The 16,924-nt window shown below is 50.4% G+C and carries 17 protein-coding genes; 7 read left to right on the forward strand and 10 right to left on the reverse strand.

What is annotated here, in order from left to right; all coding sequences use genetic code 11:
* Positions 1 to 67: 67 nt before the first annotated feature.
* Positions 68 to 1,423 carry a sodium-dependent transporter gene (locus tag PAEVO_RS22660; protein ID WP_100539792.1) on the reverse strand — a complete coding sequence of 452 codons (1,356 nt, stop codon included), beginning with the start codon at positions 1,421 to 1,423 and terminating at the stop codon, positions 68 to 70.
* A 329-nt stretch (positions 1,424 to 1,752) separates the two neighbouring features.
* Here PAEVO_RS22660 and PAEVO_RS22665 point away from each other — a divergent pair, with 329 nt between their 5' ends.
* From PAEVO_RS22665 to PAEVO_RS22675, 3 genes are all read left to right on the forward strand, one after another.
* Positions 1,753 to 1,980, forward strand: coding sequence for a DUF896 domain-containing protein (locus tag PAEVO_RS22665; RefSeq protein WP_100539793.1), 228 nt, complete (start codon positions 1,753 to 1,755; stop codon positions 1,978 to 1,980).
* Positions 1,981 to 2,264: 284 nt separating this feature from the next.
* A complete protein-coding gene (locus PAEVO_RS22670; protein WP_100540242.1) occupies positions 2,265 to 2,798 on the forward strand; it encodes a sigma-70 family RNA polymerase sigma factor in 534 nt (177 codons plus the stop codon).
* The gene (locus tag PAEVO_RS22675; protein WP_100539794.1) at positions 2,795 to 3,871 is read left to right on the forward strand and encodes a DUF4179 domain-containing protein; all 1,077 of its coding nucleotides are present in this window, start codon (positions 2,795 to 2,797) and stop codon (positions 3,869 to 3,871) included. Before PAEVO_RS22670 ends, PAEVO_RS22675 begins: the two co-directional genes overlap by 4 nt.
* Positions 3,872 to 3,983: 112 nt before the next feature.
* Here the strand turns inward: PAEVO_RS22675 and PAEVO_RS22680 are convergent, their stop codons facing one another.
* From PAEVO_RS22680 to PAEVO_RS22685, 3 genes are read right to left on the reverse strand one after another with little or no spacing between them, the layout of a single operon-like run.
* Positions 3,984 to 5,279: a glycosyltransferase family 2 protein gene (locus PAEVO_RS22680; protein WP_100539795.1), complete on the reverse strand. Its 1,296-nt coding sequence runs from the start codon at positions 5,277 to 5,279 to the stop codon at positions 3,984 to 3,986.
* Complete coding sequence (locus PAEVO_RS33935) at positions 5,272 to 5,415, reverse strand: hypothetical protein (protein ID WP_164817488.1); 144 nt, start codon at positions 5,413 to 5,415, stop codon at positions 5,272 to 5,274. The genes PAEVO_RS22680 and PAEVO_RS33935 overlap by 8 nt, the downstream gene beginning before the upstream one ends.
* 44 nt (positions 5,416 to 5,459) lie before the next feature.
* Positions 5,460 to 6,335, reverse strand: a complete 876-nt coding sequence (locus PAEVO_RS22685) for a GGDEF domain-containing protein (RefSeq protein ID WP_100539796.1) — start codon at positions 6,333 to 6,335, stop codon at positions 5,460 to 5,462.
* A 310-nt stretch (positions 6,336 to 6,645) separates the two neighbouring features.
* On the opposite strand from PAEVO_RS22685, the gene PAEVO_RS22690 reads away from it, so the two are divergent.
* On the forward strand, positions 6,646 to 7,545 hold the full coding sequence (locus tag PAEVO_RS22690; RefSeq protein ID WP_100539797.1) for a sigma-70 family RNA polymerase sigma factor: 900 nt from the start codon (positions 6,646 to 6,648) through the stop codon (positions 7,543 to 7,545).
* On the opposite strand, the gene PAEVO_RS22695 is transcribed toward PAEVO_RS22690, so the two are convergent.
* The 4 genes from PAEVO_RS22695 to PAEVO_RS22710 form a co-directional block, all read right to left on the reverse strand.
* Complete coding sequence (locus tag PAEVO_RS22695; RefSeq protein ID WP_100539798.1) at positions 7,514 to 7,960, reverse strand: carboxymuconolactone decarboxylase family protein; 447 nt, start codon at positions 7,958 to 7,960, stop codon at positions 7,514 to 7,516. The genes PAEVO_RS22690 and PAEVO_RS22695 overlap by 32 nt on opposite strands.
* Before the next feature lie 216 nt (positions 7,961 to 8,176).
* Positions 8,177 to 9,826: a DUF4179 domain-containing protein gene (locus tag PAEVO_RS22700; protein WP_100539799.1), complete on the reverse strand. Its 1,650-nt coding sequence runs from the start codon at positions 9,824 to 9,826 to the stop codon at positions 8,177 to 8,179.
* On the reverse strand, positions 9,813 to 10,346 hold the full coding sequence (locus tag PAEVO_RS22705) for an RNA polymerase sigma factor (RefSeq protein ID WP_100539800.1): 534 nt from the start codon (positions 10,344 to 10,346) through the stop codon (positions 9,813 to 9,815). Before PAEVO_RS22705 ends, PAEVO_RS22700 begins: the two co-directional genes overlap by 14 nt.
* Before the next feature lie 268 nt (positions 10,347 to 10,614).
* Positions 10,615 to 13,419 (reverse strand): glycoside hydrolase family 3 protein, encoded by a 2,805-nt coding sequence (locus PAEVO_RS22710; RefSeq protein WP_100539801.1) that lies wholly within the window; start codon positions 13,417 to 13,419, stop codon positions 10,615 to 10,617.
* Here PAEVO_RS22710 and PAEVO_RS22715 point away from each other — a divergent pair.
* The gene (locus PAEVO_RS22715; RefSeq protein ID WP_100539802.1) at positions 13,418 to 13,891 is read left to right on the forward strand and encodes a hypothetical protein; all 474 of its coding nucleotides are present in this window, start codon (positions 13,418 to 13,420) and stop codon (positions 13,889 to 13,891) included. The genes PAEVO_RS22710 and PAEVO_RS22715 overlap by 2 nt on opposite strands.
* A 120-nt stretch (positions 13,892 to 14,011) precedes the next feature.
* Here PAEVO_RS22715 and PAEVO_RS22720 read toward each other — a convergent pair whose 3' ends face one another.
* Together PAEVO_RS22720 and PAEVO_RS22725 are read right to left on the reverse strand one after the other, a co-directional pair.
* Positions 14,012 to 14,761, reverse strand: coding sequence for a Crp/Fnr family transcriptional regulator (locus PAEVO_RS22720; protein WP_100539803.1), 750 nt, complete (start codon positions 14,759 to 14,761; stop codon positions 14,012 to 14,014).
* A 22-nt stretch (positions 14,762 to 14,783) separates the two neighbouring features.
* A complete protein-coding gene (locus tag PAEVO_RS22725; protein WP_100539804.1) occupies positions 14,784 to 15,848 on the reverse strand; it encodes an FAD:protein FMN transferase in 1,065 nt (354 codons plus the stop codon).
* Between the two features lie 159 nt (positions 15,849 to 16,007).
* Here PAEVO_RS22725 and PAEVO_RS22730 point away from each other — a divergent pair, with 159 nt between their 5' ends.
* The gene (locus PAEVO_RS22730) at positions 16,008 to 16,388 is read left to right on the forward strand and encodes a NusG domain II-containing protein (RefSeq protein ID WP_100539805.1); all 381 of its coding nucleotides are present in this window, start codon (positions 16,008 to 16,010) and stop codon (positions 16,386 to 16,388) included.
* Entirely contained in the window at positions 16,372 to 16,917 is a 546-nt protein-coding gene (locus tag PAEVO_RS22735) for a Gx transporter family protein (RefSeq protein ID WP_100539806.1), read from the forward strand. Before PAEVO_RS22730 ends, PAEVO_RS22735 begins: the two co-directional genes overlap by 17 nt.
* Positions 16,918 to 16,924: the final 7 nt, after the last annotated feature.

A 16,924-nucleotide genomic window follows, 5' to 3' on the forward strand; every position in this document is an offset into this window, starting at 1 on the left:
GGCAAGGGTATAGAAAAAGGCAACCCCATTCGCCCCCATGTGACGATGAGATTGCCTTGGCTGCCAATTAATCGAACTTGATCACGCCGGTGGTATGAAGCAGCACCAAAAATACGAGTACTGGCGCGATATAACGGAGCATGAACAGCCATACCCGGAACCAGCCGGCTTTCAGGCCAGCGGCATCTGCCGCCTTCTTCCAGAAGTATCCTGCAAAGATGGTGGTGATCAGACCACCGACCGGAAGCAGAATGTTGGATGTGATGAAATCCAGCCAATCGAAGAAGTTTTTACCGCCTATATCGGTAAGCCCAGGTACGATGCCGAATGACAACGCGGAGGGTAGACCAATCAGCATAACCAGTGCGCTAATGACAACTACGGATTTGGTACGTCCCCAATGCCAGCGGTCCATGACATACGAGGTTGGAACCTCCAGCAATGAGACGGAGGAGGTTAATGCGGCGATGGCTAGTAGAATGAAGAACAATCCCCCGAAAAAAGCACCCAGCGGCATGGCCGAGAAGGCCGCCGGCAAGGCAATGAAGACAAGAGAAGGTCCTGCATTTGGCTCAATCCCGAAGGAAGCGGTTGTCGGGAAAATAATGAGCCCGGCAATAAACGCATAAATCAGGTCGCCAGCGCCGATGGCAAGAGTAGCCGGACCCAGAGATTGCCGTTTATCGACATAAGCCCCGTAGGTCAACAGAATCCCCATCCCCAGCGAGAGGGAGAAGAAGGCATGTCCCAGCGCGACCAGCGCCGCTTCCGGGCTCAGCTTCGAGAAGTCAGGATTCAAGAAGAAGGATACGCCAGCGCCGGCTCCTGGCAAGGTTACCGCACGGATCATTAACACGATTAACAGTATGATCAGTCCCGGAATCAGAACCTTGTTGAATTTTTCAATCCCTCCGGAAATACCTTTAGCTACTACCCATCCTGTGATTGCAATAGCGACAATTTGCCATATAATCGGCATGTAGCCTTCCGTAAACGTCGTAAATTGACCACCGAAATCAGTATTGTTGTACAGATTGCCGCTAAACGACATGACGGCATAATGAAGCGTCCAGCCTGCCACAATGACATAGAAGGTCAGAATGAGAAACGGCGCAATAACCTGGAGCAATCCAAGATGCCCGAAGACTTTCGGTCCGCCCGCTTTAACGAAGGAAGTCGCGGCACTCCCGCGGCCGGCTCGTCCGATCGCAAGCTCCGCCAGCAGGACGGGCAAACCGATCACGATGAGACAGATGATGAAGAGCAGGAAGAAAGCTGCACCGCCGTGTTCTCCCGTAATGTACGGGAACTTCCACATGTTTCCGAGGCCGACAGAGCTCCCGATCGCGGCCAGAATGAATCCAGCAGAGGAAAAACGATCACTTTTCCCCGGTGAAGCTGGGTTGTTGAGCTGAGATTTCATAGATGTTCCCCCAGTTGATTAAAGTTAAGTTCCTCTATTATATTTCATGTTCTGCCAGAAAGGCATAAGTAATTTTTCCTAAGGGATAAGGACCTGCATGTTTATTATGCTGCGAATACAAAGTTTTCAATACTAACATTAACCACGATTTGTAAATAAATAAACCTTAAACATCAAGTTTAAGGAAATGAAGAGACTTTGGGTAGGGAAAAAATCACAAATGCACCTAATGGTAATGAAAGTTGGCAGGGGTTGACAAATATCTTAGATTATTATATCTTTAAATTAAGATAAATGACAAATCAAAATCATATGGAAAGAGGGATATCATGATCAGAAGCTTAACCCGGATTAATGAATTGGCTAAAAAACAGCGGGAGGGCGTGCTCACTGCTGCGGAGAAATCCGAGCAGCAAGTTTTGCGCACGGAATATCTGCGTGAAATCCGCGGCCAAGTGCTAAGCACTTTCTCGGGATTAAGCATCGTGGATCCCGACGGAAACGACGTGACACCTGAGAAACTTCGCAATGAGCAGAAGAAGCTGAGAGAAAATTGAGTAGGCATCCGAGTTTCGAATGACAGAATACGGATGTTGATTTTAGAAGTAACCAAAGGATGCGCTCTTTTAAGTGCCATAGCATTTCCATGTATCAAATATAACTAAGCGTTCGTCTCCCGTGAGTTCACTGAACTTGCGGGAGTTTTTTATGTACTCCGTTATATACATACAGCATTTTGTAACCTTTTGGAAGTTCTGGCTATCTAATTATTGAATCCAACAATCATAAATCCATTATGAGTTAAGATGAAGCTTGAAGGGAGGTAGGTTATTCCTTGGAAGTGCAGCAGGAGCAAGAATTAGAGGTTAAACTCGCCAAGAAGGGAAACCATGAAGCGTTTATCAAACTTATAAGGCCATTGGAACTGCAAATGTACAACATAGCGAAAGCCATTCTCCGACAAGATGAGGATTGTGCAGATGCCATGCAGGAATCCATATTGAAAGCATACAAGTCACTCCCGAGTTTAAGACACGCGCCTTTCTTTAAAACATGGTTGTTTCGCATCCTGATCAATGAGTGCAACATGATCCTCCGTAAAAAAAGCCATGTGGTCCCTTTGCTCAACCTAGATCAAGCCGAACATGTTACACCCAGCCTTGATGTCAATATCGATTTGCGAGATGCAGTATACCGGTTGGAGGAAGTGTCCCGCACCATCATTATTTTGCATTACTTTCGTGATTTGCCTTTACGGCAGATTGCAGAAATGCTCGATTTGAATGAAGGTGCGGTTAAGACGCGTCTCCACAGGGCCAGGATCACGCTATCGGAATGGCTGGCTAATCACAGGGAAAGGAAGGTTAACGTATGAAATATGACCTTAATCATGAACTTGAACAGGCTAAGGATGAAATAGAGGAGGCTCAGGAGTTGCCGGAGGCAATCCGCATGCGTCTTAATAGTACCTATCAAATTTTAGAAAACAATCCTCCCGTTCAGAAGAAGCGGCGTTTGACGGGTCTATTGATGGGTGTTGTGGCGTCGGTACTTTTGATTATCGGATCGGGCTTCATCTCCCCGGTAATGGCCGAGGCATTGAAAAATATACCGATTATAGGAAGCATCTTCTTAAATGACGGGGATGAGGGTCTAAAAACAGCTAGTCGGCAGGGGATGACGATGGATATTGATCAGAGTGTGACGCTGGATGAAACAACGCTGAGGATCTCGGAGTTAATGTATGACGGAGGCCGTTTATCCATGGTATTGACCCGGGAGACAGAGAATGGTGAGAATAAAGCCTTTGGAAGCTGGTGGGACGAGATGAGCAAGAACAATGAGATTAATACGATTCGTTTCTATGCAGACGGCAAAGAGCTGAATTTAGGCTATGGGATGTCTATGGCAATAGGGGAGGAGAAGAATTCAGTTATCTTAACCTTGTCCCCGGATGGCTTACCTGATGAATTTGATTTAGGTGTTGAAGTGTGGCATATAGAGAAGCAACAGCCGTTTACATTCAACATCCCGGTCAAAAACAGTGCGGTGGATAGGGTGAGTATAAAGTCAGAAGAACCCAAAATCCATGATAATATCCATATGAGCATTAGCAGCTTAAAAATCACCCCGGCTACCATGCAATTAATCGTAAGTATTTCCGGCAAGCCAGGACAGGACCTTAAGGAGTTGGATCAATCCGTTCCGGATAAATATAAAACGGGCGGGTTTATTAACATTGATTATGAGGTGGTGAATGAAAAAGGAGAACTGGCTCAACTACTCGGTGGAAGCGGTGGCGGAACCGACGGCGTTCTTAAAACTAGGTACATGTATGAGCCGTTTCCAACCAAGCCGAAGTCGATTACCATTAGACCCTATGTGCAGAATTCAGGAGATAAAATATATATACCGGAACTTGAATTCCATTTGCTTGTAGAAGAATAAGCACGTCATATTGGCAAGCTTGCATGAAAAAAGAGCGAGTTGTGGATGGTGGCAGCATGACTGTCCAATCCTACTCGCTCTTTTGCGATATCATAGTCAAATGCAAGCTCCTCTATCCAAACCGCTCCGTCTTGTACCACTTGGACTCCCTGCCCGTGATTTTATCCACGATCAAAGAGTAGAATGCCTTAACGGAAATGACGAGGAACAGCTGGGCGTAGGTGAAGTAAGAAACGCAGGATAGAATGAAGTTGCGTGTGTTGCTTTGGCCGATGTCCGTTGCAAGTGCCAGGTTAATTTGCAGGACGTAGATGTAATACATTAAGGCCCAGGCAATAATGAGATACATATAGACATCGCCCTCGAACCTGAAGGGAGAGACGACGGCCGGATTAAACAGCGCGATGATCTGATACACGATATTGGTCACAAATATAATATCCGAGATGATAATGGCAATCATAAACCAGAAGTAACTGGCCGCGTAATACAGCACATGCAGCTTAATCCGCCAGCTTGTCCGGTCAAACAGATGATGAATATTATCCGTGACAACGCTGTAGTTGCCCTTGGCCCAGCGTTCGCGCTGTTTCATGTATACCTTCAGATCCTCGGGCTCCTGCTGATAAGCTTCGGCTTGCGGAGCCAGCGCAATAAGCTGGCCTCTCGTCAGGATCTCGAACGAAATCGCGGTATCTTCCGTGATCGCTTGTTCATCCCATCCGCCGATGTCCTGAATGAGCGCGGTTTTCACGATAAAGTTCGTGCCAGGAATGGTACCCAGCTTAAACAGCTGCCATAACCCGGTATGATGCACGCGCTGAATGGTCACCAGCTCCAGATTGATGCAGCGGGACAGAAAATTCTGTCCGCGGTTCCGAGCCTTGTTGCGGCCGAAGACTGCCCCGTAGCGTTCAGGCTGCTCCATTGCCTTCTGCGTCAGGAACAACAGCGCGTTTTTCTCAGGTGCGGCATCCGCGTCGTAGACACAGATCCATTCGCCTGTTGCCAGCTTGAGCGCGTCGTTCAGGGCGCCTGATTTACCGCCGGTTCCGGTTCTCTCCAGAATAAGAAAGTCGCGGTCGCGGTAACGTTCATTGGCTTTCAGCCCCCTTAAGCGATCGGCCGTATGATCCTTGCAATTGTCGGCGATGACAATCACCTGTATTTTGTGATGCGGGTAATTCATCTGCAGAATGTGCTCTACCGTTGCCTGGATGACCAATTCCTCATTATGCGCGGGCACCATGACCGTCACGGTTGGAAAATCCTCCAGATTGCTCGGATTCACCAGCTTCTGCCGGTTTTGTTTATGAATGAACACGATGGCCCCTGCCATGATAATGATCGATTCCAGCACGGCAATCCATATACTGATGATGGAAATGACCAGGAAAAAGTCAGTCACTGAACCTCCCCCGATCATATTTTCGTTTGACTTTCGAACGGAAGCTTAAGGTGGCCATCGTCAGAATTATGATGGCTATGGAGAACACGATGCTGACCCCGATGCACAGAGGGATAAACCAGCTGGTATACGACATCGGCCGCAAGCCTCCTTTTGATGGATGATTGTAACTTAACTTGGTTAAATATATTCCCCGATGAGGTCGGTTTCGGTATTCCGTTCTAATGCTGAGATGACGTCATCGATATTTTCGTATCGGCTAAATTGCTCCTTCTGGAACACGAGGCCGCCGGCGCGGACCACAAGCTTGAGGGACATGCCTTTTTTGTCACGGAAGGGGACGTTCATCATGGCGACTTTGATGCGCTCCATAAGGCTTTTGAGATATTCCGGCTTGGTGAGCGGGCACAGAATGATAAAGCGTCCTTCTCCAATGGAGAATTTATAGTCCTCATAACGAATCTGCTTCTGTATCGTGCTCGACAGTTCCATAATTAGCTTGGCAAAGCGGTGGGAGCCGACAGACTCCCTGGTCAGAGGGAGAAAATCGAGCTTAAACATCATGATGCAGAAGCTGTACTGATCCGAATAGCGATTGGCCAGATTGGCTTGTTTCACCAGCGTATCTGCGAAAGCATCCTTGCTGCCAAGGGAGGTGTCGATGTCGATATCCGGGTTGGTTTTCCTCAATTGCTCGAGCCGTCGGATGAACCTTCGGCTTCGCACCAGTGCCAGCTTGATGAAGATGGCAATGGCGGTATTGGCCGGAAGCAGCAGAATCCAGGATAGCGTGAGCGCATTGACCGGGGCCAGGGTGGACAACCATACGAAATAAGTGACCAGATACACAAAAACCGCAACCGTCGAAACGCCTACCGGAAGAAAGAAACCGATCAATAAGGCGGCCAGTGTACCGACGCTGAACAGGAACTCCGTGAAAGTAAAACTTTGGTTTACATAGATGTTCCAGAATATGAACAACTGCTGGACCATGGCGAGAGCAATCAGCAGAAAATAACCGAGTTCGACGCGACGTAAAGGGGTGGATTTTTTCATGTTTTACCTACTTTCTAAACGCTTCAACCTTTAATCGCTGTAGTTAGGCCATTCCATATGTTATTTAAAAATTACCCAAATGTCGATAGATTTATCGAACGTTGACATAATCTACATATTGGATAACGAATTAAATGTCCATTGACCCTGGAATTCTCTTTTCAACTGACCCTTCCGGGGATCAGGGGATATGGGGTAGAGTAGAGAATAACGTCTTCATGAGGTCGAGGTCACAGGCGGTAACGCCCATTTGTCTTATTAGTGGTGTAGCTTTCATGCCGAAAATAAACAGAATAAGAAGGTGTGCCTGATGTTATTGGATCAAATCTATACCGAATACAAGCCGATGATGTTCGGCCTGGCCTACCGGATGCTGGGGAGTGCGGCGGATGCGGAGGATATCGTGCAGGATGTTTTTTCCGAATTCGTGCAGATGGATCGGGGAGAAGTACGGAACGAGAAGGCGTATTTGGCTAAAATGACAACGAACCGCTGCATCAACCTGTTGAAATCGTCCAGACGCCAGCGCGAAACGTATACCGGTCCCTGGCTGCCGGAGCCCATGCCGGACTATGACATGCTGATGCGGTCCGATCCTGCGGAACGCCGCGAAACGATTGGTTATGCCTACCTGGTGCTGCTTCAACGGTTAACGCCGCTGGAACGTGCCATTTATATCGCCAAGGATACGCTGGGGCTTGAATATCCGATCATAGCGGAGATGCTTGGAAAGACGGAGATCAGCTGCCGCAAGACCTTCAGCCGTGCCAAGCAGAAAATGGGGCAGGCCACGGAGAGGCCTAAGGGAGAAAACGACCGGACGGAAACACAGGAACGCTTCGTTGAAGCATTCCTGCGCGCGTCGGATATGGGGAATTTTAAGCCGCTGCTGTCTTTTCTGAAGGAAGAGGTTACGCTGCTATCGGATGGGGGCGGCAAAGCGAAGGCAGCCATCAATCCGATATTGGGCATTGAACGGGTACGCGCATTCTTCGAGGGGTTATCTGCCAAAGGCTCGTTTCGGGAAGGGTTTGAGCCTGTCTCCGTAAACGGAGAGCCTGGCTTGTTGCTGAAGCGGGACGGTAGGGTCTCCATGGTGCTGACGGTAGAATGGGAACCCGATCTATCCCGCATCCGTCAGATTTTTCTTGTGGTGAATCCGGATAAATTACAGCTGTTTAATCAAAGCAGCCCGGGAACAGCCCTGTAGCGACGCCGATCCGGTTCCAGGCATTGATCGTCGTGATCGCCATGACCAAATCGACGAATTGCTTCTCGTCAAAATGCTTGCGGACGCGTTCGTATACCTCTGCAGGAACGCCGGCCTCGGACAGCTTGGTCACGCACTCCGTCAATTCGATGACGGCCCGTTCTTCGTCGGAGTATATCGGGACTTCCCGCCACATCGGCAGAAGGAGGAGGCGGTCCACGCATTCGCCCATGGAGAGCAGATCCTTGGAATGCATATCCACGCAGAAGGAGCAGCCGTTGATCTGGGATGCCCTGAGCTTTATGATCTCGTACAGCTTGTGATCGAGTCCGCTTTTTTGGGCCGCTTGCTCCAGGGCAAGCAGCGTTTTGAAGGCTTCGGGATTGGCCGACCGGTAATTCATTCGCAGTTCCATGTTCAGTTCCCCTTTACGGTATGATGGTTGATGTTCACCCATATGACATTCTGCCGGGCTGAATTGTGACATGTCTAATCGAATAAAGAAAGAAACCCTTAAAAGGTGGAGAACGAAAAACCGAAAAAGGAACGGCGTTTCTTGGCAGAAGCGCCGCCCCGGGTAACGTTCATGTTCATCCAGAGGGTTTCTTTGTCGTTTATAACGCTTTATATGTTATTTTCCGGTCTTAACCGGAACGCGCAGGACATCGTCTCGCTTATGGGTTGTATAATGCCAAACGTAAATGTCGAGTTCGGTCTTGTCGAAATTCTCATACACGTCCATATGTTTATTATTGTCGTCGCCGAGCATGCCGAGCATGGCTGGCATTCCATAGCTCCGGTCTTTGCCGTCAAGATAATAGGTTTGGTTGACGCCGCCGAACGACGGGTCGGAGCTCAAGGATTCCACATAGAGGTTATTGTCCTTCATGTAATAGGTCCATGTGATCGGATAACCTGCAATGCTGGACGTTAAGCTTTGATGTTCAGCCGAAATGCCGGTCAAGCGGATCGGATTATTGTCTCCGGCATATTCATCGACGCGGTGCTTGGCGATCAGAGACACCGGTTGGTTCGCCAGGGAGGCCGCATGAAGTCCGGTCATTTCAAAGCGCAGCTCCGTCTTGCCGGATTGGCCGGGAACATGCCAGTTGCCTCCGCTTAATAGCGTCCCCCCTACATCCAGTTGGTAGTCCATATAAGGAACACGAGTATATTTCTCTTCATGGGTCAGGATCAGCCGGATTTGGGTTGGCGTAACGATCATTTCATGGATCTTCGTTCCGCCAGGCACCTGATCTACAGGGATATTCAGTGCTTCCTTAAATGTTCCATTGTCCATTTGTTTCTTGGACAAGGCCGTATTTAAGCTCCAAGTACCCTCTGCGGTTTCAAGCGTGCGATCGTAAGCAAGCTGGAAACCAGTGCCTTCTGCACGCAAAAGGTTTGACTTGAATATTTGCTGACTTAAATATTCTCCGGAGGCTCCCGGGGTTCCAAAGACGGAAGGCCGGGTTTCCTTGATGATCTCTTTATTGTCATTGAAGGCTTCCACTCGCACCCAGCTTCTGCTCTTCATCTCAGGATCCGTAAACGTAATGGCCGATCGGAGCAGTACCTCGCCTTCGGCTTGCTCGAAAGACTGCAGGGTCACGCTGTCAATGCCATCCTTCTGAATGGGGAATGCCTGCGTATTCGGGTTTTGTGGGTCGTAGTTGATCGACTGTTTTCCCTCACCGGTAAAATGGATATTCTCTATCATAAACTCGACATCCGCCATCTGGCCGTCAGCGACCCAATCGGTCTCAAAATACCCCTGGAATACGCCTAGCTCCTCATTCCACTGATGGGAATAACGGCCCTCGATGGAATGGCCCTCCTTATCTTTAAGTCCAATATGATCAAAGGCTACTTGTTCGCTAGCTCGTGTTGAGCCTGGATCTAGACTGTAGAGCAGGAACGTCCGGTTCTCATCGATAAACGCCGTGTGCACCGTTAAGGTGATGCCGTCCCTCGTAACGGATTGCTCAATCGTTTGGCCAAGCCCCTGCTCCAATGCGGACTGGATACCAGCCCTGTAAGATAGAAGGTTGGACCAATCATAATTCAATGCTGCATAGACCGGCGTTGCCATCAAGGCGACGGATATCCCCGTGATGATCGCAATCCGTTTTCGTCTGTGCGGACGAAGCGGAACCGATTCACCCCCGGCAACCTTCAATTCGTTCTGCTGGATGCTGCTCCACATGCGGTCAAAATCAGGATACGGCACGTTATTCGCTGTTTTCATCTGGTCCTTCAGATTGTTCTCAAAACGTTCCAAATTGTTTCTCTCCCTTCAGCCAAAAGCCGTTATTCTGTTCGAGCTTTTTTCGCATGATTTTCAATGCTTTGTGAAGCCTTGATTTAACCGTCCCGACGGGAATTTTCAGCGTTTCGGCGATTTCCGCCATCGACAGCTCACCGATATAGCGGAGTGTGACAACGGCCATCAGCTTGTCCGGAAGCTGCCGCAGCAGTTTCTCCCATTCCGCCGCCGCTGCTTTTTCCATGACGATGGTGTCTACGGATTTAACCGATGCCGAGGTCTGCTCGTGAAGCCACTCGACCTGGCTTTGCTTGTCACGCTGGGTCTGATTTCTTCTAAGCAGGTTCAAGCAATGATTCATCGCGATGCGCATGATCCAGGCACGTGTATGCTCAACGCTTCTCCAATCCTGACGAAATACGGTGACAAATACGTCGTGGCAGAGATCTTCCGCATCTTGCGCGTTCCGCAGCATGTAGTAGCAGGTACGGTACACATCCTTGTTGTAAGAATCGAATAACTCGCGTTCCGTCAATCCAAGGCACTCCTTTCTTTGCGTTATGTCTAATAAACAAATAACCCTTGGAAAGGGTTCATCTTTTTTTGCTGCCGTCATGCAGCGAAGGTCTGAGTTCGTCTCCGTAACGGTTAATTGATTTCATTCTAACAAAAAAGAACATCTGCCCACCGTATAAAACGAAGGGCAGATGTTTCTATGGATATCTGTAGGGTTAGAAGCCGCAGACAGGCTCAATTGGAGCCTAACGATTAGGCACTTGCTTATAGAGGGTTATCGCTTTGGCTTAAGCTATGCGGAACCAGCTGATTTGCAATTCGCCTTTCAGGATGAGGTACACGTCAGCCCGTCCTGTTAATCCCGTCAGTTCGGCTTGGACTGTCGTCCAGGCTTGGCGCCCTCCAGTGGGCAGAACCTTGCAGTATCCGGCTGTGGGGCCATCCGGGCTGCCGGTCGTAATGATGATTTCGCCGCCCTTAATATGCCCGCTCACCCTGGCCTCGAACGTTGCCGGGGAATCGCCGAGATCCGTGTCATGGAAAGCGATCCATCCCGTTTCGCCGGTTAAACGAATGCTTTCGCCGCCTTCACGGCATTCATCCAGGAAAACATCCTGGTAGTCGTCATAATTCACCGCTCGAACAGGCTCGCGCAGCGTGCGTGGAGGGATCGTCTCACCTTCGACTTGAAGGACTGCGGTGACCGGCAGCTGGCCGGAGGACGATCCAGCCATGAGTGTATAGGTCCCCTTTTCAACGCAGTAGCGATCCCGGGTGACATCCCAGAACGCGAGATCCTCCGCTTTGAGTTCGAAGCTTACCGTTTCCGAAGCTCCTGGGGACAGATGGATGCGACGGAAGCCTTTCAACGTTTTGAGAGGACGGATGACGCGGGAGGAATCAGCCTTCACATACAGCTGAACCACCTCATCCCCGGCTAGTTGGCTCTCGTTCCTTACGGCAACGGTGACGATGACGCTGCCATCGGCGGTGATTTCCGGTTGGCTCAGCGATAGACTGCTGTATTGGAAGCGGGAATAGCTGAGACCATGACCGAACGGGTACAGCACATCCCCGTCGAAATATTGATAGGTCCTTTTCCCTTTGATGATGTCGTAATCCATGAGGTCCGGAAGCTGTTCGGTTGACTTATACCACGTCATGTTTAAGCGGCCGCCCGGATTGTAATCTCCGTACAGAACGTCGGCCACCGCATGGCCCAGCTCCTGCCCGGCGTGAGACGTAAAGAGGATGGAGGGCACATGCTCCTGTTCCCAGTTCACGGCGAACGGATATCCGCCTACGATGACAACCACCGTATTGGGATTAGCTTCGTAAACCGCCTGAATTAAGGCTTTCTGAGCAGGCGGAAGGGTGATGTCGGGACGGTCGATCGTCTCTTTCCCGTTTATGAACGGACTGTTTCCCACGAAGACCATGGCGGTTTGGGCCGATGCTACCGCAGCAACGGCTTCAGCGATGCCGTCCTGAACCGTTTCGATGGCAACTGGCGTTCCCACATCCTCGCTGCCGCCTACCACAAGCCGTCCGTACTCATCAAGTAGGATCGGTTTGCCCTCCCAGTTCTTCATCATAAAGCTTCCATCCGGTAACGCCTCGAAGCTGAAAGCCTCTTTAACGAACCAGCCGCGAGCCTCGTCAGCCGTTGCGTGCAGTCCCGTCTCGGTTTCGGTTACGAATTTGCCGCAGCCAACAAGACGGAGCGTCACGGAGCCCCAGCCCCAGTCGTTCCGCTCGAACACCGCTGCTCTGGACGGCTCTGCCGTGCTTGCAAACAGCCCGCCATCCTCTTCCGAAGATAAGGCGATATATTGGCCGCTAACAGCAGAACGAAGGCGTACCTGGTCTAATCCCGTATGAAAATGGACGCTGCGTTCCCCCATTTTCTCCTGCACGCCCTGAAGCGGCGTTATCCGGTATGGAGGCGTTCCGCTGTACCAATCCGTAAATGCTTCGTTAGCCAGGGGACCGATGACAGCAGCGGACTTCAACTGATCACGCTGAAGGGGCAGCAATCCATCGTTTTTCAGGAGCACGATCGATTCCCGGGCGGCACGCAGCGATAATTCGGCATGCTCGGGCGCGCAGAGCTTCGTTTCCGGCACATGGCTGTACGGATTCCGTTCTTCCGGATCGAATTCGCCGAGACGGAACCGGACACGGAAGGAATTGCGGAGGGCGTGATCGAGATCCTGCTCTTCCAATAATCCTTGCTCCAATGCGTCACGGAGAGCGCGGAAGGAGATGTCCTGGTCGTCGGTGATGCTGTCGATTCCGGCTTTAACGGAGCCGGCCACGGCCTCTGCGTAGGAAGAGACATAATGATGGTCCATGACGGTGCCAAGCACGTCACCCGCGTCCCCTACCACGAATCCGTCCATGCCCCATTCCTGTTTGACGATGTCGTTCACTTCATGGTTCAGGTTGCACGGCGTGCCGTTGATGCCGTTATATGCGGTCATCATAGAACCGGCTTTACCTTTCCGGAACGGTGCCTCGAAAGCTTTCAGATAATACTCGCGTTTGTTTCTCGGATCGATGCTTACCGAGGCGCTGCCGCGGTCAACTTCGTTGTTATTGCCGTAGAAGTGCTTCAGGGTAGCTACCGTTTTGTAGTAGAAGGGATGGTCTCCCTGCATACCCTTCACAAGCCCGGTGGAGAGTTCCCCGGTCAGGTGCGGGTCTTCCCCGTAGGCTTCTTCCGTGCGTCCCCAGCGAGGGTCGCGTTCCAGATCCACCGTGGGCGCCCAGATGGTCAGTCCGTTGATGGCACGGTCGCGCTGGTAATAGACACGGGCTTCCTCTGCGATGACCGATCCGATCTCCCGCATCAGCTCGGGATTCCAGGTACACGCAAGCCCGGTATTTTGCGGGAACACGGTCGCTTCGCCAAGCCATGCCACGCCGTGAGCACCTTCGGTGCCATGCTTATATTTTTGCACGCCGAGGCGGGGGATTTCCGCCTGGTATTGGCACATTAATTCGATTTTTTCGTCCAAGGTCAATCGGGATACAAGATCGTTAACCCGTTCTTCCAGCGGAAGATCGGGATTCTGGAATGGATATTTCATGGAGCAAAACCTCATTTCTATGCATAGTTGGAATGGAAACGCTCTCAGTTATTCATGCGGTAAGTTCATGCTTCTCATAAAACGGTTAATCCAACTCCATCATAGCGTTCAAAGCGGAGCCGTAATACACCGAGAATTAGCTCAATTTTCATGTGAAAATTTCGAATTCGAAGACCAAAATGAAGAGCTTAATCAATGGATGAGCATTTTAGACTCCGTGTCGTATACGAGATCGCCCAGATCGTTTTTTGGCAAAAACATAAGAAATGATGGGGGGCCTACGTTTGCATTCATTATTTTTTACCGTGATCGTGATGGAGAAATCAATGATTATTTTTTGGATATAAATCAAAAAGGTTATGTTCTAAGAGGAGGGAAGAAAATATATAAAATGGTTGATCGGGAAGCGGAGGTTTTTGATCAGCTATCCACATGGCTTTTTGAAAAAGCTGTTAGAATGCCTGTAACTTAGAAGCTGTAAGAAATGAACCACTAAAATGAACGCAGGAAATATGAATATGAAACCTCTCCGATGAAAGGAATGCTTAAGCGCCTTTCGTTTCTTCGTGAGAGGTTTCTTCTCTTTTGTCCGTTACATTCGGCAAATCTCTTTGGGGCAGTCCTCGCAGTGGCAAATATTCCGCAAATAGTCGGGATCAATGAGAACGATGCGTCCCCGTTCGGTAGAAATCACGCCAAGATCCTTAAGCTCATTCAATATCCGGTTAACGCTTTCACGGGTGGAACCAATCATCTCCGCCATTTCCAAATTCGTAATCCGCTTGCCAATGATGGCGCGCGCATCCTTGTTTGTCCCGCTCGTGCCGTACATATTGTACAGTCGCAGCAGCAGTGAGCACAGGGCCCCGGATTTACCATGCAGCAGCAGATCGCGTAATTTACTCTGCGTGGTGCGCTGCATGAGTGCCATCCAGCCCATATATTCCATGGCAAAGTCCCCGTTGGTGCGGATGACTTTATCCAGTTCGGTCTGCGGCACAATTCCGACTTCACTATCCTCCAAGGCTTTGGCTTCGAATTGGTGAACGGCTCGTCCGAACGGATCGGGTTCACCGAACAGATCGCCGGGGATGTGAAGCGATAAGGTGGCAGACATCCCGCCTTCCAGCAGCTTGGATACCTTCAAGCTTCCGCGGTTTACAAAGTACAGCCGGTCCGCAGGATCGTTCTCCTGGTATAGATAATCGCCGGCAAACAAACGGACAGGCTCGGCCATTTCCCGGATCAGAGCGAGATGCGGTTGTGAATAGACGGAGGAAGTGCCCGCTGGAAACAGCCCTCCATCCCACGCATCGGACCTTGCAGTTCGATTCTGTTTCATACGATCTTCTCCTTCCATAAGGTTATTCGGCAAGTTGATAATCGCCATTGGTCAGCTTAAATGCATGGGTCAGACCTGAGGTGAGATGGATTTGATGGTCGGTGGTGACGAAAATAGCTTCGGCATCGTCGCGGCTCTCGACGAACTGCCGACCTTCCGTTAGTCCAAGCGAGAAGACGGAAGTCGACATGGCGTCGGCGTCCATGGACGTGTCGGTCACAATGGTTACGCTGAGCAGGTCGTTATCGACCGGATAACCGGTGAAGGGGCTCAGAATATGGTGATACACTTTTCCGTCTGCTTCGAAGAAGCGCTCGTACACGCCGGAGGTTACGATCGTCTTATTGACGACCTCCAGTGTTCCCAGATGCTGCCCGCGCTTTTCCCCCGGGTCCTGGATGCCGATTTTCCACGGTGAACCGTCCGGTTTCGAGCCCATGGCAAGGATGTTGCCCCCAAGGTCGATGATGGCCGAATGGAAATCCTGCTGCTGCAAATAATCCGCGATGACGTCCGCTGCATACCCTTTCGCGATGGCACCCAGATCCAGCGACATTCCTTCTTTCTTCAGCAGAATGGCATGGGATGCAGGATTTAAAAAAACATCCTTGTAGTTCATTCGCTTCATGACTGCATCCAGTTCATCCTCTTCCGGCACAGCGGGGTGTTCACCGCCAATGCCCCAGAGGTCGACAAGCGGGCCTACGGTCGGTTCGAAATGTCCGCCGGAAGCCGCCGCGTAATCGATGGCGGTTTGGACAACCTTGAAGGTTTCCTCGGATACGCTCACTTCGGACTTACCCGCCGCTTGATTGACCCGATCAATCTCGCTGTCCGCCAGCTGCCGGTTCATGCGTTGGTCGATCCGATCCAGCAGTGCGCCTACCTCATCGAAATGCTGGGACGTCATCCGTTCATCGTAAACGCGGAGACTTACAATGGTATCGAATATAAAGTAACGTTCGGTTGCCGGTTCGCTGCTGGCGGCTACCTTCTGATCTGCTGTGGTTGTGCAGCCAATCGATCCCGTCATCAACAGGGTGAGCATGATCAACAGGCTGCTGTAGGAAAGAAGCTTCCTATACATGACAGTGCCTCCTCTTTTCAGTTCTGATGCTGTTCTCAATCGAGTTCCGATGATCTCAGCGTATCAGACCCTTACCTTGCTGAATGTGAGAAAAATCATTTCTGGCACTTGGTGCAGCCCTGATAATGAAGATAAGCAAAGCGAAGTGGAGAGATGCTGATGAAACGCGGAGATATTGGAATAGCGCTCGTGCTGATAGCGGTTGTCGCCTGGTTTGGAATATCCAAGTTTATGGGAGAAGACGGAGCGGCGAAGGGAACCTATGCCATGATCGAGGTGAATGGAAAGCATTATGATACGGTGGCGCTTACGGAAGAGCCCCGAGATATAGAAATCCGGACAGAGCGGGGATATAACCTCTTGAGGGTCTCCCGCGAGGGTATCGAGATGGTGGAGTCGGATTGTCCGGATCAGCTCTGCGTTGGGTTCGGTCACGTTCACGATGATCATGATACCATCGTATGTTTGCCCAATCGGGTGTTTGTAGAAGTGACCGGAGATCAAGTTGAAGGAAGTGAGCCGGATGCCGTTGTCTCCTGATCCCTATGCACTCCGCAAGCTGGTCGTGATCGCCATCTGCGCCTCCTTATCGGTGGTCCTTGGCATTGTGGAGGCCTTGATTCCATTCGCGGTCACGATACCCGGTGCCAAGCTGGGACTTGGCAATATTTTGGTGCTGACCTGTCTAGTCTGCCTAGGGGGCAGGGATGCCCTGTGGCTTATTGTTTTAAAGACATTGCTGACTGCCTTTATACTCGGAAGCTTCTCGACCTTCCTGTTCAGTATGTTCGGCGCGCTGGCAAGTTATTTGGTGATGTATGTCATGCTTAGGCTCGGGGGCCATAATTTCAGCTTAACCGGCGTGAGCATTGCAGGCGGCATCGCTCATAATATTGGCCAATTAACGGCAGCCTCGCTGGTATTGGGAACAACCAAAATTTATTATTACCTGCCATTTCTGCTCGGGGCGGGTGTCGTGACGGGCATCTTTGTAGGATGGGCTGCAAAACATCTGATCGAATCCCTGCGACGTATCGATCCGTTTGGCATGTTTCACACGGAAACCTAAGGAGGAG

It is taken from the genome of Paenibacillus sp. GM2FR (assembly GCF_002803325.1).
Taxonomy (GTDB): domain Bacteria; phylum Bacillota; class Bacilli; order Paenibacillales; family Paenibacillaceae; genus Paenibacillus_AQ; species Paenibacillus_AQ lautus.

What these genes read in the sequence shown, in the direction of transcription:
- PAEVO_RS22720 (WP_100539803.1), bottom strand. Translation starts at nt 14,761, where the DNA reads ATGAAACAGAATCGAACTGCAAGGTCCGATGCGTGGGATGGAGGGCTG.
- PAEVO_RS22660 (WP_100539792.1), bottom strand. Translation starts at nt 1,423, where the DNA reads ATGAAATCTCAGCTCAACAACCCAGCTTCACCGGGGAAAAGTGATCGT.
- PAEVO_RS22665 (WP_100539793.1), top strand. Translation starts at nt 1,753, where the DNA reads ATGATCAGAAGCTTAACCCGGATTAATGAATTGGCTAAAAAACAGCGG.
- PAEVO_RS22735 (WP_100539806.1), top strand. Translation starts at nt 16,372, where the DNA reads ATGCCGTTGTCTCCTGATCCCTATGCACTCCGCAAGCTGGTCGTGATC.
- PAEVO_RS22685 (WP_100539796.1), bottom strand. Translation starts at nt 6,335, where the DNA reads ATGAAAAAATCCACCCCTTTACGTCGCGTCGAACTCGGTTATTTTCTG.
- PAEVO_RS22715 (WP_100539802.1), top strand. Translation starts at nt 13,418, where the DNA reads ATGGAGCAAAACCTCATTTCTATGCATAGTTGGAATGGAAACGCTCTC.
- PAEVO_RS22730 (WP_100539805.1), top strand. Translation starts at nt 16,008, where the DNA reads ATGAAACGCGGAGATATTGGAATAGCGCTCGTGCTGATAGCGGTTGTC.
- PAEVO_RS22725 (WP_100539804.1), bottom strand. Translation starts at nt 15,848, where the DNA reads ATGTATAGGAAGCTTCTTTCCTACAGCAGCCTGTTGATCATGCTCACC.
- PAEVO_RS22675 (WP_100539794.1), top strand. Translation starts at nt 2,795, where the DNA reads ATGAAATATGACCTTAATCATGAACTTGAACAGGCTAAGGATGAAATA.
- PAEVO_RS33935 (WP_164817488.1), bottom strand. Translation starts at nt 5,415, where the DNA reads ATGTCGTATACCAGCTGGTTTATCCCTCTGTGCATCGGGGTCAGCATC.
- PAEVO_RS22690 (WP_100539797.1), top strand. Translation starts at nt 6,646, where the DNA reads ATGTTATTGGATCAAATCTATACCGAATACAAGCCGATGATGTTCGGC.
- PAEVO_RS22710 (WP_100539801.1), bottom strand. Translation starts at nt 13,419, where the DNA reads ATGAAATATCCATTCCAGAATCCCGATCTTCCGCTGGAAGAACGGGTT.
- PAEVO_RS22695 (WP_100539798.1), bottom strand. Translation starts at nt 7,960, where the DNA reads ATGGAACTGCGAATGAATTACCGGTCGGCCAATCCCGAAGCCTTCAAA.